The 14,342-nt window shown below is 74.5% G+C and carries 13 protein-coding genes; all 13 read left to right on the top strand.

Annotated features, from left to right (window positions below):
* The first annotated feature begins 543 nt into the window (after window positions 1-543).
* Complete coding sequence (locus tag IEV65_RS07820) at window positions 544-1,200, top strand: tetratricopeptide repeat protein (protein ID WP_229735022.1); 657 nt, start codon at window positions 544-546, stop codon at window positions 1,198-1,200.
* Window positions 1,197-2,051 carry an HAD-IIA family hydrolase gene (locus IEV65_RS07815; RefSeq protein WP_229735021.1) on the top strand — a complete coding sequence of 285 codons (855 nt, stop codon included), beginning with the start codon at window positions 1,197-1,199 and terminating at the stop codon, window positions 2,049-2,051. Before IEV65_RS07820 ends, IEV65_RS07815 begins: the two co-directional genes overlap by 4 nt.
* Window positions 2,048-2,299, top strand: a complete 252-nt coding sequence (locus IEV65_RS07810; protein ID WP_188429301.1) for a hypothetical protein — start codon at window positions 2,048-2,050, stop codon at window positions 2,297-2,299. Before IEV65_RS07815 ends, IEV65_RS07810 begins: the two co-directional genes overlap by 4 nt.
* Entirely contained in the window at window positions 2,296-3,150 is an 855-nt protein-coding gene (locus IEV65_RS07805) for a TlyA family RNA methyltransferase (protein WP_188429300.1), read from the top strand. Before IEV65_RS07810 ends, IEV65_RS07805 begins: the two co-directional genes overlap by 4 nt.
* Entirely contained in the window at window positions 3,147-4,148 is a 1,002-nt protein-coding gene (locus tag IEV65_RS07800; RefSeq protein WP_229735020.1) for an NAD kinase, read from the top strand. The genes IEV65_RS07805 and IEV65_RS07800 overlap by 4 nt, the downstream gene beginning before the upstream one ends.
* Complete coding sequence (gene recN / locus IEV65_RS07795; protein ID WP_188429299.1) at window positions 4,145-5,908, top strand: DNA repair protein RecN; 1,764 nt, start codon at window positions 4,145-4,147, stop codon at window positions 5,906-5,908. Before IEV65_RS07800 ends, recN begins: the two co-directional genes overlap by 4 nt.
* Complete coding sequence (gene steA / locus IEV65_RS07790) at window positions 5,905-7,089, top strand: putative cytokinetic ring protein SteA (protein WP_188429298.1); 1,185 nt, start codon at window positions 5,905-5,907, stop codon at window positions 7,087-7,089. The genes recN and steA overlap by 4 nt, the downstream gene beginning before the upstream one ends.
* Window positions 7,086-8,162, top strand: coding sequence for a copper transporter (locus IEV65_RS07785; RefSeq protein ID WP_188429296.1), 1,077 nt, complete (start codon window positions 7,086-7,088; stop codon window positions 8,160-8,162). Before steA ends, IEV65_RS07785 begins: the two co-directional genes overlap by 4 nt.
* A gap of 71 nt (window positions 8,163-8,233) precedes the next feature.
* On the top strand, window positions 8,234-9,055 hold the full coding sequence (locus IEV65_RS07780) for a hypothetical protein (protein ID WP_229735019.1): 822 nt from the start codon (window positions 8,234-8,236) through the stop codon (window positions 9,053-9,055).
* A complete protein-coding gene (locus IEV65_RS07775; RefSeq protein ID WP_188429295.1) occupies window positions 9,052-10,674 on the top strand; it encodes a lipid II flippase MurJ in 1,623 nt (540 codons plus the stop codon). The genes IEV65_RS07780 and IEV65_RS07775 overlap by 4 nt, the downstream gene beginning before the upstream one ends.
* Window positions 10,671-11,792, top strand: coding sequence for a glycosyltransferase (locus tag IEV65_RS07770; protein WP_188429294.1), 1,122 nt, complete (start codon window positions 10,671-10,673; stop codon window positions 11,790-11,792). The genes IEV65_RS07775 and IEV65_RS07770 overlap by 4 nt, the downstream gene beginning before the upstream one ends.
* Before the next feature lie 6 nt (window positions 11,793-11,798).
* Complete coding sequence (gene pyrG / locus IEV65_RS07765) at window positions 11,799-13,496, top strand: CTP synthase (RefSeq protein WP_188429293.1); 1,698 nt, start codon at window positions 11,799-11,801, stop codon at window positions 13,494-13,496.
* 23 nt (window positions 13,497-13,519) lie between these two features.
* A complete protein-coding gene (locus tag IEV65_RS07760) occupies window positions 13,520-14,134 on the top strand; it encodes an NUDIX domain-containing protein (RefSeq protein ID WP_188429292.1) in 615 nt (204 codons plus the stop codon).
* The last annotated feature ends 208 nt before the right edge of the window (window positions 14,135-14,342 follow it).

Genomic DNA, 14,342 nt, shown 5'->3' with positions numbered 1-14,342 from the left:
GACAGCGCCGATGGTACTGCACTGGAGACGGTGTGGGAGAGTAGGACACCGCCGGACCACACTTAGGATGGGCCCTGATCGACACCACGGTGTCGGTCAGGGCCCATCCGCATGTCTGGGCCGATGAGACCGCCGTCTGCGGCGAGGAGAGGTGTTGCAGTGACTGATGATCGCGACCAGAGGCGCGGCGAGGAGCGTCCGGAGGGCCGGCCTCGACGTGGTGGTGACCGGTTCTCGGACCGTCCGCGTCGGGACCGTGACGACCGAGGGGGTGATCGGTTCTCCGACCGTCCCAGGCGCGATCGTGACGAGCGGGGCGGTGACCGGTTCTCGGACCGCCCGCGTCGGGACCGTGACGACCGTGGTGGTGACCGGTTCTCCGACCGTCCCAGGCGCGATCGTGACGACCGTGGGGGTGATCGGTTCTCCGACCGTCCCAAGCGTCCTCGGGAGCCCGAGCTGCCCGACGACATCGAGGCGGGCCAGCTTGCTAAAGAGTTACGCTCTGAGCTGCTCACACTCTCCAAGGACAACGCGGAGGGCGTGGCCAGGCACCTGGTCGCGGTGGGACGTGCCCTGGACGCCGAGGACTTCGACCTGGCCCTTGAGCACGCCCAGGAGGCGGGCCGTCGAGCCGGTCGCGTCGCGGGCGTGCGCGAGACGCTGGGCGTCGTCCACTACCGGCGCGGCGAGTGGGCCAAGGCCCTCGCGGAGTTCCGCACCGCGCGCCGGCTCTCCGGACTGAACCACCTGCTGCCGCTGATGGCCGACGCGGAGCGGGGGCTGGGCCGGCCGGAGCGCGCGCTGGAGCTGGCCGCGAGCCCGGAGGCGAAGCGCCTTGCGCCCGCAGAGCAGATCGAGATGGCGATCGTCGTGTCCGGGGCCCGGGGTGACCTGGGCCAGACCGCGGCTGCTGTGCAGCACCTGCGCGACCTGGCCAGGGCCGGCAGCCCCAAGGCCCCGTGGGCCGCCCGCCTGCGCTACGCCTACGCCGCCGCCCTCGAGGCGGACGGGCAGGAGGTCGAGGCCCAGGAGTGGTACGCCCGTGCTGCCGAGCTTGACGAGGCCGGGGAGACCGACGTCCGCGAGGTGCTGGGGCTTGAGACCGAGCCCGAGGTGGTCGATCTCGTCGATGAGGAGGACGACCTCCAGGACACTGAGGGCCCGCGCGACGCCGGGGACGGGGAGCCGGGTCGGTGAGCGGCCCCCGTGTCCGGGGCATGCTCTGCGACCTCGACGGCGTCGTCTACCGAGGGGACCATGCCTGCGACGGAGCGGTCGAGGGCCTGGTCTCCGCCCGGGAGGCCGGCGTTCGGTTGCTCTTCATGACCAACAACGCCTCCCGGACCCCGGAGGACGTCGCGGCTCACATCTCGAGCCTCGGGCTGCCGACGCGGCCCTCCGAGGTGCTCACCGCCTCCCAGGTCGGCGCCCGCGCGTTGGCCGAGCGTCACGAGCGTGGGCAGGTGCGCCTGGACGAGGGTCAGGTGGTCCTTGCGGTCGGCGGTGAGGGAGTCGGGACGGCGCTGACCGAGGAAGGTCTCCCCTGGGTCTCCGCCGCCCAGGTCCGCGACCGGGCGAGCACCGATAGGCCGCTGCACGTGGCTGCCGTCCTCCAGGGATACGGCGCCTCCGTCTGCGTCGGTGACCTCACCGAGGCCGTGTATGCCGTGCGCGCCGGCGCCGCCTGGGTCGCCACGAACGACGACGCCACGCTCCCGACGGCTCGTGGGCTGGCCGTGGGCAACGGCTCCCTGGTGGCCGCCGTCGCCAACGCCACGGGCAGCCGCCCCGAGGTGGTCGGCAAGCCGCACGCGCCGGCCTACCGGATGGCGCTCTCGCGTCTTGAGATCCCGCTGGAGGAGTGCCTCATGCTCGGGGACCGGCTCGACACCGACATCGCCGGCGCCGTCGCCGTCGGCATGCGCAGCGCCCTGGTCCTCACGGGCGTCTCCACCGCGGAGGAGGCGGCCGCGGCGAACCCCCACGAGCGGCCCGACCATGTCGCCGCGCGGATCCCGGACCTCGCCCACCTGTGGAGCGCCTCATGACAGGCGGCCCTTCCCACGAGCCCCGCGACGACGCGCACGCGCCCAGCCCGCACGCCCCACCCTCGACCGGCGACCGGGTGGTCGACGAGGCCGTCGCGGCCTTCGTCAACGCCCTCGACGGCGAGCCGGCGGAGCAGCTGGAGGCGGCGGCTGAGGCGCACCGCGCCCTGCAGGCGCGGCTGACCTCTCCCACGCCGCCCCCGCCAGCACCTCCGGGCTCGGCGCGGCCGGGGCCACCTTCTCGGTGACCGCTCGGCAGCGGCTGGATGCCGCGCTCGTGGCACGCGGCCTCGCCCGGTCGCGCACCCAGGCGCAGGCGCTGGTCCGCGACGGACGGGTGCAGGTGGACGGTTCCGCGGTCATCAAGGTCTCCCACCCGGTGGGCGCAGACCAGGAGATCTCGGTGGTCGGGGGCCGCCAGGGGGACGAGTCCGACTGGATCGCCGCAGGTTGGGTTGGCCGCGGCGCGGTCAAGCTGGAGCACGCCCTCGCCCGCTGGGCCCGTGAGGGGCTGACGGTCGAGGGTCGGCGGTGCCTGGACGTCGGCGCCTCCACAGGCGGCTTCACCCAGGTCCTCCTGCGCCGAGGGGCCGCCCACGTGGTCGCCCTCGACGTGGGCCACGGCCAGCTCGACCCGACGCTGAGCGACCACCCCGACGTCACGGACCTGCCCGGGACCAACATCCGCCAGACCACGGCAGAGACGATCGGAGGAACGGTCGACGTCGTGGTCGGCGACGTCTCCTTCATCTCCGTCGCCCACGTGCTGCGCGCGGTGCCCGACCTGCTCCGGCCGGACGCGGACGTGGTCCTGCTCGTCAAGCCGCAGTTCGAGGTGGGTGCCGGACGGCTGGCCCACGACGGTGTCGTGCGCTCCGCCGACCTGCGGCAGGAGGTCCTCCGGTCCGTGCTCGACACCGTGCGCGAGACCGGTCTGGCCCCCTTCGGCGTGCTCCGCTCACCCGTGCGGGGCGGCGCCGGCAACATCGAGTACCTCCTCTGGGCCCGCCCGTGGCGGCCCGGCATGATGAACTGGGGCCTGTCGCCGCAGGACCAGGAAGTGGTCTGCGCCCAGCTACGCACGGAGGAGGAGACGTGACCCGTCGGATCATGCTCGTGACCCACCCGTCGCGACCCGACATCCCCGACCTCGTCGAGGAGTTCGCCGACCGGCTGGGCACGCACGGTATCGAGGTCGAGCTGGCGCCCGAGGGGCAGCCGACGCACGGGAGCGCGGCCGAGCTGGGCTCGACGGGGGATCTGGCACCGACGCCGGTGGACGCCTCGGGCTGCGAGCTCGTCGTCGTCTTCGGCGGTGACGGCACCATCCTGCGCGGTGCCGAGATCGCCCGCCCCACGGGCACCCCGCTCCTCGGGGTCAACCTGGGCCGGGTGGGCTTCCTCGCCGAGGCCGAGCGCGACGACGTCGACGTGATCGTCGAGCGCATCGTGACGCGCGACTACCGCATCGAAAGGCGCATGACCGTCGACGTCGACGTGGTCCAGGACGGGCGCATCGTGTGCTCCACCTGGGCCCTCAACGAGGCGTCGGTCGAGAAGTCCGTCCGCGAGCGGATGCTCGAGCTGGCGGTGGAGGTGGACGGCCGACCCCTGTCGACGTGGGGCTGCGACGGGGTGGTGATGGCCACGCCCACGGGTTCGACCGCCTACGCCTTCTCCGCAGGAGGACCGATCATGTGGCCGGACGTCGAGGCGCTGCTGCTGGTGCCGATCTCCGCCCACGCGCTCTTCGCCCGTCCTCTGGTCCTCGGCCCGCAGACCCGGCTGGCCATCGAGGTCGTGCCGCACTCCTACGTGCCGGGCGTGATGTGGTGCGACGGCCGCCGATCGGTCGAGCTGCCCGCCGGCGCCCGCGTGGAGGTGCGTCGCTCCGAGACCCCCGTGCTGCTCGCGAGGCTCACCCAGGGACCCTTCACCGACCGGCTGGTCGCCAAGTTCGGACTTCCGGTCTCCGGCTGGCGCGGCCCTGCGCACGGCGTCCCGGGCCGGCTCAAGACCCAGGTCGGCCACGACACCGTCGCCTTCCAGGACAGCGACCGAGTGGCCGGGTCGGGCGGCACGGAGGAGACCGAATGACGTTCCGTCGGATCCGGATCCAGGGGCTCGGGGTCATCGACGACGCCGAGCTCGAGCTGACCGACGGTCTCAACGTCATCACCGGTGAGACCGGCGCGGGCAAGACCATGGTCGTCAGCGGGCTCGGGCTGCTCCTGGGCGCCCGTGCGGACGCCGGGCTCGTGCGCGTCGGCGTGGGTCAGGCCGTGGTGGAGGGCGAGGTCGACGTGCCCGTCGACCACCCGGCCGCCCGGCGGGTCGAGGAGGCCGGCGGGGACGTGGCCGACGGTCTGCTGCTGGCCCGGACGGTCGCCGCCGAGGGGCGCTCGCGCGCCCACGTCGGCGGTCGCAGCGCCCCGGTCGGGGTGCTCACCGAGGTGGGGGAGCACCTCGTCGCGGTCCACGGTCAGGCCGACCAGTGGCGGCTGCGCGACGCGGAGCAGCACCGCATCCTGCTGGACGAGGCGGGCGGTCGGCAGATCGCGGACGCGCTGGCGGCATACCGGGCGCGGTATGAGGCGTGGCTCGCCTCGCGGGCGCGCCTGGCCGAGCTGGCCCGCACCTCCGTCGAGCGCGAGCTGCGGATCACCACCCTGCGCTCGGCGCTGGAGGAGATCGAGGCCGTCGACCCGCAGGAGGGCGAGGAGGACACGCTGCGGGCGGAGTCGGAGCGACTGACCTATGCCGAGGAGCTGCGCAACGCCGCGCAGCAGGCGCACGACCTGCTGGCCGGGCCCGACGGGATGGGGGAGGACCAGCCGTTCGCGGGGGAGCTGCTCTCCGGGGCCGCGGCGGCCCTGGCACCCGCCAGCGCGCACGACGAGGAGCTCGCCGGGCTCCGGCAGCGGCTGGAGGAGATCGCCTACCTGACCGCGGACCTGGCGGCCGACCTGGCCTCCTACGCCAGCGGGATCGAGGTCGACGAGGAGCGTCTCGACGAGGTGCACCGTCGACGGTCCGAGCTCGGCGCGCTGCTGCGCCGCTTCGGTCCGGGCACGGTCGAGGCGCTGGCGTTCGCGCGTTCGGCGGCTGTGGAGCTGGCGACGCTGGACATCTCCGACGAGGACCGCGCCGCGCTCGCCGAGGCCACGACCGCGCTCGGGTCCGAGGTGGGGCGGCTGGGCTGGGAGCTCAGCGAGCTCAGGCGGCAGACGGCCGAGCGGGTGGGGCAGGAGGTGGGCGCGGAGCTCCGTCACCTGGCCATGGGGAGTGCGACGCTGTCCGTGCACGTCGCGCCCCGCGTCGTGGAGCCGGCCGAGAGGGACGACGAGAGCGGGCTGGTGCCGCTGCCCGACGGCCGGACGGCGCAGCCCCGGTCGCACGGGCTGGACGAGGTCGAGATCCGCCTCGCGGCCAACCCGGGCGCCCCGGCGCGGTCGGTGGCCCGAGCGGCCTCGGGTGGTGAGCTCTCCCGCGTGATGCTGGCCCTGGAGGTGGTCTGCGGAGGTGGAGGCGTCCCCACCTACGTCTTCGACGAGGTGGACGCAGGCGTCGGCGGCCGGGCTGCCCTCGACCTCGGCGCGCGCCTGGCCCGCCTGGCCGACACCGCGCAGGTCATCGTCGTCACGCACCTCGGGCAGGTGGCCGCCTACGCCGACCGTCACCTCGTCGTGCGCAAGAGCACCGACGGGCAGGTGACGCGGAGCGGCGTCGCGGTCGTCGAGGGGGCCGAGCGCGAGGCGGAGGTCGCCCGCATGCTCGGGGGCGTCGCCGACTCCGAGGCGGCGCTCGAGCACGCCCGGGAGCTCATCGGCCGTCGTGCCGCGGGGGCGGCCTCGTGACGGCGAGACGACGGAAGGCCGAGAAGCGGCATACCCCCCCGACGACGGTCACCGGCACGGTCCGGGTGGACGCGCGCACCAAGGACCTGACCAAGCGCCTGCAGGCGGGCGACGTCGCGGTCATCGACCACGACGACCTCGACCTGGTGAGCGCGCACGCCCTGGTGGCGTGCCGGCCGGCCGCGGTGGTCAACGCGGCGCCCAGCACCACGGGGGCCTACCCCAACCGCGGTCCGGAGATCCTGCTCGACGCCGGGATCCCGGTGCTGGACATGGCCGGCCCGACCGTCATGGAGATCGAGGAGGGCAGCACGGCCACCCTCGAGGGGGACGCCCTGTCCGTCGACGGAGCTGTCGTCGCCCGCGGGGTCCGCCTGACCGAGGCCCTGGTCGCCGCGCAGCTGGAGGACGCGCGGACCAACCTGTCCACCCAGATCGAGGCGTTCTCGGTCAACACCATGGAGTACGTCCGCGCCGAGCGGCAGCTGCTCATCGACGGGATCGAGGTCCCGCCGCTGCGAACCAACCTCCAGGGGCGCTACGCACTCGTGGTGGTCCGGGGCTACCACTACAAGGAGGACCTGCACACCCTGCGACCGTTCATCCGCGAGGCCAGGCCTGTCCTCATCGGCGTCGACGGCGGCGCGGACGCGCTGCTGGAGCAGGGCCTGCGGCCCGACCTCATCGTCGGCGACATGGACTCGGTCTCCGACCGGGCGCTGACCAGCGGCGCCGAGCTCGTCGTGCACGCCTACCGCGACGGGCGCGCGCCGGGGCTGGAGCGGGTCGAGGCGCTCGGCGTCACCGACGCGGTCGTCCTCCCGGCGCCAGGCACCAGCGAGGACGTGGCGATGCTGCTCGCCGACGACAAGGGGGCCGAGCTCGTGGTCGCCGTGGGCACTCACGCCACCCTCATCGAGTTCCTCGACAAGGGTCGCCAGGGGATGGCCAGCACCTTCCTCACCCGCCTGCGGCTCGGCAGCAAGCTCGTCGACGCCAAGGGGGTGAGTCTGCTCTACCGGTCGCGGATCTCGACCCTGTCCTTGTCGTGGCTGGTGCTCGCCGGCCTCTTCGCGCTCGTCGTCGCCCTCTCCGCCACACCTGGCGGTCGGGCGGTCCTGGGCGTGCTCGCCGTACGATGGGACGACGTCTGGGCCTGGATCGAGGGACTGTTTCGGTGATCGACTTCCGCTACCACCTGGTCTCCCTGGTGGCCGTGTTCATCGCGCTCGCCGTGGGGATCGCCCTCGGGGCCGGCCCACTGCGCGAGGGGCTGTCCGCGACGCTCGAGAGCGAGGTGTCCCAGCTGCGCGAGGAGCGTCTCGACCTGCGCGCCCAGGTGGACGCGGCCTCGCGGCGCGCCGAGGCCAAGGACGAGGCGATCGAGGGGCTCGCGGCGGCTGCCCTGCCGGGCACCCTGGACGGGGTCCGCGTCGCCGTCGTCACCCTGCCGGGGGCCGACCGCAACGCCCTCGGTGAGCTCGAGGACCGGCTCGAGTCCGCCGGTGCCGACCTGGTGCTGACCGCGGAGCTCGCCGAGCGGGCTGGCGACGAGGAGCCGTCGCCCGAGCTCGGCGAGCTGCTCACCGCTCTCTCCGCCGAGCTGGCGGACCCGCCGACCGGCGACGGGTCCGGCCCGTCGCTGGCCACCGTGCTCGCGGCGACGCTCTCGGGAGCCGACGAGGTCGGCCACGCCGGCGCCTGGCTCCGGGCGGCAGATGCTCTCGAGCAGGAGGGTGTCGTGGACCTGACCTGGCGCGACGGTTCCTCGGTCGAGATCTCCGACCGTCGCCCGGCCGATGTGCTCGTCCTCGAGACCGGCGGGCTGACCGCCCAGGAGACCACCGAGACCGCTGGCGCCGAGCAGCTGGGTCTGCGGCTGGAGCTGGTCCGCTCCCTCGCGGAGCTGCAGACCCCGCTCGTCGTCGCCGGCACCGGCGCCGAGACCGTGCACGACGTCGACGACACGCCCGTCGACCCGCTCGTGACAGCCGTACGCCAGGACCGGGACCTGGCGGACTCAGTGTCGACCGTGGACAACCTCGACAGCGTCGCCGGTCAGGTCGCCACTGCCATGGCCTCCGCCTGGGCCCTGGCGGAGCAGGTGGGTCACTACGGTGTCGGGGAGCTCTCCGGCTCGGCGCTGCCGCCGGTGCCGCCCCAGCGCGAGGTGCCCACCTCGACGATCCCGGCCCCTGGAGACACCGGCCTCCCCACCGTCGACGACGGGTCGGCGACGACGGCGGCCCCGTGAGCGGGCCGCGGCTCGACGGAGAACGCAGAGCGTCTGCTGCGGCTGCCGCCGCGCCCTCCGTGGGCCGGACGGTGACGACGGCCCTCGCCGCAGCCGCTCTCGCCCGTGGCGTGACGTCGCTGGACCGGACCGGCCGCCTGCCCTGGGGCGGCGAGCGATGGGTCCGCACCAACCACCAGGGTGAGTCGGTGACCCTGACCGAGGGGCTCGCCCTGGCGGCGGGGACCACGGTCCCGCTGCTGGTGCTGGACCCGCCGGCCGCCCTGGCCGTGGCCGGTGCAGCCGTGGCGGGAGCGGTCGACGACCTGGCCGGCGGTGCGTCGGCCAAGGGACTGCGCGGTCACCTCGCGGCGCTGCGGCAGGGCAGGGTCACCACCGGCGTGCTCAAGATCGCCGTCCTCGGCGCGACCGGCCTCGTTGCGTGCGCCTGGTCGGACCGCCGCGGCGCCGGGACGCGCCACCCCCACGGCGGAACGCGCAGCACGCGCAGCACGCTCGGCCCGACGCTCACCGGAGCGGCGCTCGTCGCCGGCTCGGCCAACCTGGCCAACCTCTTCGACCTCCGCCCCGGGCGAGCCCTCAAGGTGGCGCTGGCGAGCGGCATACCGGCCCTGCTCGCCGGGCGGCCCGCCGCGGCCACCGTCGCCGGGGCGGGCCTGGCGGTCCTGCCGGGCGACCTGCGCGGGGTGTCGATGCTCGGAGACACCGGAGCCAACCCGCTCGGGGCGGCCGTGGGTCTGGCGGCCGCGCAGTCGCTCGGACCACGCGGCCGGATCCTCGCCCTCACCGTCGTGGCGGGACTCGTGCTGGTGAGCGAGAAGGTCAGCTTCAGCCGCGTCATCGACGAGACGCCGGCCCTGCGCGCCCTCGACCGCTGGGGCCGACGCACGTGACCGGGGCCGGCCCGTCGCCCAGCGCCCGCCTGGGGACCGGCGGGCTCGTCGGCGCTGCCGCGCTCGTCGCTGCCGTCACCCTGGCCGCCCGGGCTGTCGGCCTCGTCCGCTGGTTCGTCTTCTCCCACGCGGTGGGCGCCACCTGCGTCGGGCAGGTCTACACCACGGCCAACACGGTGCCCAACGTGCTCTTCGAGGTGGCGGCCGGCGGAGCGCTGGCGGCTGTGGCGGTGCCGCTGGTGGCGGCCCACCTGCAGCGGGGGGACGAGGACGCCGCCGACCGCACCGCCAGCGCGCTGGCGACCTGGAGCCTGACCGTCCTGCTGCCGCTCGCAGCCCTCGTCGCCCTGGCTGCCGGGCCCATCACCGTCTGGCTCCTCGGCGACACGGCGGGCTGCGACCCCGCCGCGATGCACGCGGCGGGGCGGCTCATGCTCCTGCTCTTCGCCCCTCAGGTGGTGCTCTACGGGATCGGGATCGTCCTGGCCGGCGTGCTCCAGGCTCACCGCCGCTTCCTCGCGGCGGCCGTCGCGCCCCTGCTGTCCAGCGTGGTCGTCATCGGTGTCTACCTCGGCTTCGGCGCCGCCTACGACCCCACCGTCCCCCTCCAGCAGCTGCCGGCGGCGGCGCTGTGGCTGCTGGCCGGCGGCACCACCGTCGGAGTGGTGGCCCTCAGCCTCCCGCTCCTGGTGCCTGCCGCGCGGCTGGGTGTGCGCTGGCGCCCGACCTGGCGCTTCCCGGACGGCACCGGGCGGCGGGCTGGAGCGCTCGTGGTCGCGGGTGTGGCGGCCGTGGCGGCGCAGCAGCTGACGTCGGTCGTCGTGCTCCTGCTGACCAACGCCGCGACCGGTGTCGCCGGCATCACCGTGTGGACCTACGCGCAGACCGCCTACCTGCTGCCCTACGCCGTCCTCGTCGTCCCCCTCGCCACGGCCGCCTTCCCCCGACTCGCCGGTGGTGGCGCCGAGGCGGTCCGCGTCCTGCGGGGTGCGCTCCTCGGTGCGGTGGTCGCCTCGCTGGCCGCCGCGGTGGCGCTGGTCGCCGTCCGGCGCGAGGTCGGTGCCCTCTTCGTCCTGCTCGACGCCGGCTCGGGCGGCGCGGGGCGGCGCGCGCTGGAGTCCCTGCCGCTCACCGTGGCCCTCCTGGCGCCCGGCCTGCTCGGCTTCGCGGTGCTCGCCGTCGGCACGCGGGCCCTGTATGCCGTGGGCTCGCCGCGGCGCGCCGCCGCCGCCACGGCGGCGGGCTGGGGCGTGGCCGCCCTCGTGCCCCTCCTCGTGGTCGGGCGCGGTGCGGACGTCGGGACGACGCTGGCCTGGCTCGCAGCAGGCTCATCGGTGGGGATGACCGTTGCGGGACTGCTGCTGGTGCGTGAGGTCAGGGGGGTCTGGGGGCCGGCAGCCACCGCCGGGCTCGGGCGCGCGGCCGCGGGCTGTCTCGCAGGGGCCCTGACCGGTGTGCTGCTGCGCGAGCAGCTGCTGCCGACCGACGTCTCCGCCTGGTGGCCGCTGGTGCTCGTCGCCGCCGGGGGTGGAGGCCTGGTCCTGGCGGGTGCCGCGGGCGGTCTGCGGCTGGCCGCCCCGCAGCAGTGGCGCGTGGTCTCCGGGAGGCTGTCCCGATGAGGGTCCTGCTCGTGACCGGTGTTGTGGCCGGCGGGGTCGGCAGGCACGTCGAGATGTTGGTCCGAGGGCTCGCGGCCCGCGGGCACGACCCGGTGGTCGCCTGCCCGGGCGCCGTCGCCCAGCGGTTCGCCTTCGGCCGTGACGTCATCGACCTGTCCACGGGCACGCGTCCGGACCCGGCCGGAGACCTGCGTGCGGTCGCGACCCTGCGTCGCGCCATGACCCGCGCCGACGTCGTCCACGCCCACGGCCTGCGGGCCGGAGCGCTCGCCGTCGCCGCACGCGCCTCCCTCGGGCGGCGGCGCCGCCCCCGGCTCGTCGTCACCAGCCACAACGCCCCTCCGGAGGGACGGGCCGCGAGGGTGGTGTACGCCCTTCTCGAGGCCGTCGTCGCGAGAGGGGCCGACCTCGTGCTGGCGGTGTCGCCCGACCTGATCGTCCGGGCGAGGTCGGCGGGTGCCACGCGCACCGCTCTCGCGGTCGTGCCCGCGGCGAGGGCCGAGCGCCTGGACGTGCAGGCCGCGCGGCGTGACCTGGCCGACGAGCTGGGCCTGGGGCCGGGGGAGCGCGTCGTCCTCGCGGTCGGACGGCTCGCGCCGCAGAAGCGCCTGGACCTGGCCGTCCAGGCGCACGCCCACCTGCTCGCTCACGCCCATCTCCTCGGCGACGCCCACGCGGCGGCCCCGCACCTGGTGATCGCCGGCGACGGACCCGGTCGGGCCGAGCTCGAGGCGGTCGCCGCCCGAGCGGGCTCCCGCGTGCACCTGTTGGGTCACCGTCACGACGTGCCGGCGCTGCTCGCCGCCGCTGACGTCGTCCTGTCGACCGCCCGGTGGGAGGGGCAGCCGGTGTGGCTGCAGGAGGCGCTCCAGCAGGGGGCGGCGGTGGTGGCCACCGACGTGGGAGGCACTGCGCAGGTCGTCGCCGACGCCGCCGTGCTCCTGCCCGTCGACGCCGGTCCGGCACAGGTCGCCGAGCAGGTGGGTCGGGTGCTGGCGGACACGATCCTGCGGGCCGACCTGCGCCGACGGGCGCTGGCGCGGTCCGCGCAGCTGCCCACCGAGGACGACGCGCTGGAGGCGGCATTCACGGCATACCTCGGGAATGACGTAGACTGAGAGCCCGTGGCGGACACGACGAAGCACATCTTTGTGACCGGGGGCGTGGCCTCCTCGCTCGGCAAGGGCCTGACGGCCTCCAGCCTCGGATTCCTGCTCAGGAGCCGTGGGCTGCGGGTGACGATGCAGAAGCTCGACCCCTACATCAACGTCGACCCGGGGACGATGAACCCGTTCCAGCACGGCGAGGTGTTCGTCACCGAGGACGGCGCCGAGTGCGACCTGGACATCGGCCACTACGAGCGCTTCCTCAACGTCAACCTCTCGGGCCGCTCCAACGTCACGACCGGTCAGGTCTACAACGACGTCATCGCGCGCGAGCGGCGCGGGGAGTACCTCGGCGACACCGTCCAGGTCATCCCGCACATCACCAACGAGATCAAGGCGCGGATGCGCGCCGCGGCCAACGCCGGTGACGGCGAGCGCCCCGACATCATCATCACCGAGATCGGCGGCACGGTCGGCGACATCGAGTCGCTGCCCTTCCTCGAGGCCGCGCGCCAGGTCCGGCAGGACATCGGGCGGGCCAACTGCTTCTTCCTGCACGTCTCGCTCGTGCCCTACCTGGCGCCCAGCGGCGAGCTGAAGACCAAGCCCACCCAGCACTCCGTCGCCGCGCTGCGCCAGGTCGGCATCACCCCCGACGCCCTCGTGCTGCGCGCCGACCGCGAGATCCCCGAGGGGATCAAGCGCAAGATCTCCGCGATGTGCGACGTCGACGCCGAGGCGGTCGCGGCCTGCATCGACGCCCCGAGCATCTACGACATCCCCAAGGTCCTGCACCGCGAGATGCTCGACGCGTATGTCGTGCGGCACCTCGGCGTCTCCTTCCGCGACGTCGACTGGTCGGCCTGGGACGCGCTGCTCGAGCGTGTCCACGAGCCCGAGCACCAGGTCGAGATCGCGCTGGTCGGCAAGTACGTCGACCTGCCCGACGCCTACCTGTCGGTCACCGAGGCGATGCGGGCCGGCGGATTCCGTCACGACGCGAAGGTCCACATCCGCTGGGTCGCCTCCGACGAGTGCCAGACCGAGGCGGGGGCCAGCAGGGCGCTCGGCGGCGCGGACGCGATCCTGATCCCCGGCGGCTTCGGCGTGCGCGGCATCGAGGGCAAGATCGGCGCTCTGCGCTGGGCCCGCGAGCGCGGGGTCCCCACGCTCGGCATCTGCCTGGGCCTGCAGGCCATGGTGATCGAGTACGCCCGCAACGTCGCCGGGATCGAGGGCGCCAGTTCCACCGAGTTCGACCCGCAGTCGCCGGCCCCGGTCATCGCGACCATGGAGGAGCAGAAGGCGTTCGTCGAGGGTGCGGGCGACCTGGGCGGCACCATGCGCCTGGGCACCTACGAGGCCGCCCTCACCGAGGGGTCGGTCCTGGCCGCGCTCTACGGCTCGACGAGCGTGACCGAGCGGCACCGCCACCGCTACGAGGTCAACAACGCCTACCGCGACCAGCTCACCGAGGCCGGCCTCGTGATCAGCGGCACCTCGCCCGACGGCTCGCTGGTCGAGTTCGTCGAGCTGCCCAAGGACGTCCACCCCTACTTCGTGGCGACCCAGGCGCACCCCGAGTTCAAGTCGCGCCCGGACCACGCGCACCCGATGTTCGCCGGTCTGGTCGAGGCGGCGCTCGAGCGCCAGCGCAGCCAGCGCCTCGTCGAGGTGGACGCCCGCCAGCACCTCCACGAGCTGCCGACCGCCTGAGGCGCGCGCCCACGGCATACCCCATGACCCTCGACGCACCCCGCCTGACCGCGGCCGACCTGCGGGACCGCCACGAGGCGGCGCCGGTCCTCCGGTCCGAGGTCGCCCTCGAGGGGCGGGTCTGGGACGTCAGGCGCGACACCCTGCGGCTGGTGGGCTCGGGCGTGGACACGGAGGTCGTGCGGGAGTATGTCGCGCACACGGGCGCCGTCGGGGTCGTCGCGCTGCGGACGGATCGTGAGCTGCCGGAGATCTTCGTCATCCAGCAGTACCGCCACCCCGTCCGCGCGCACGACTGGGAGATCCCGGCCGGCCTGCTCGACGTGCCGGGTGAGGACCCCCTCGTCGCGGCGCGGCGCGAGCTCGCCGAGGAGGCGGACCTCGTGGCGGGGACGTGGGAGGAGCTCGTCTCGTTCACGCCGTCGCCCGGTGGGCTGGACGAGGTCATCACCGTCTACCTGGCGACCGACCTCGCGGACGTCCCCGAGGCGGACCGGCACGAGCGCGAGCACGAGGAGGCCGGTATGCCGTGCGGCTGGGTCTCCCTGGAGGACGCCGTCGCCGCCGTGCTGGGCGGACAGGTCCGCAACGGGGCGTTGATCATCGCCGTCCTTGCCCTGGACCGCCTGCGCCCCTAGCTTCGTCCCGGACTCAGGGCAGCCCGGGCCTGCACCTCGCCTAGACTGTGCGACGTGCGCGGGGCGGAGTGACGACCTGCCAGAGGTGAGGCTCACGGCATACCGGAGCGACCTCAGCCGCGCACCGCGCGTGCGGCGGACCGACGAGAGGCCAGGGCGCGCACGACGGATCCTGGCGAAGGTGTGGTGGCACCGCGACCTGGCCCCC

It is taken from the genome of Ornithinimicrobium tianjinense (assembly GCF_014636495.1).
In the GTDB taxonomy this organism is placed as follows: Bacteria; Actinomycetota; Actinomycetes; order Actinomycetales; family Dermatophilaceae; genus Ornithinicoccus; species Ornithinicoccus tianjinensis.
Note: the sequence above shows the minus strand (reverse complement) of the source record. Positions and strands in the feature narration are given on the sequence as shown.

Coding starts and splice junctions, on each gene's coding strand:
- recN (WP_188429299.1), top strand. CDS start 4,145: ATGACGTTCCGTCGGATCCGGATCCAGGGGCTCGGGGTCATCGACGAC.
- IEV65_RS07770 (WP_188429294.1), top strand. CDS start 10,671: ATGAGGGTCCTGCTCGTGACCGGTGTTGTGGCCGGCGGGGTCGGCAGG.
- IEV65_RS07810 (WP_188429301.1), top strand. CDS start 2,048: ATGACAGGCGGCCCTTCCCACGAGCCCCGCGACGACGCGCACGCGCCC.
- IEV65_RS07760 (WP_188429292.1), top strand. CDS start 13,520: ATGACCCTCGACGCACCCCGCCTGACCGCGGCCGACCTGCGGGACCGC.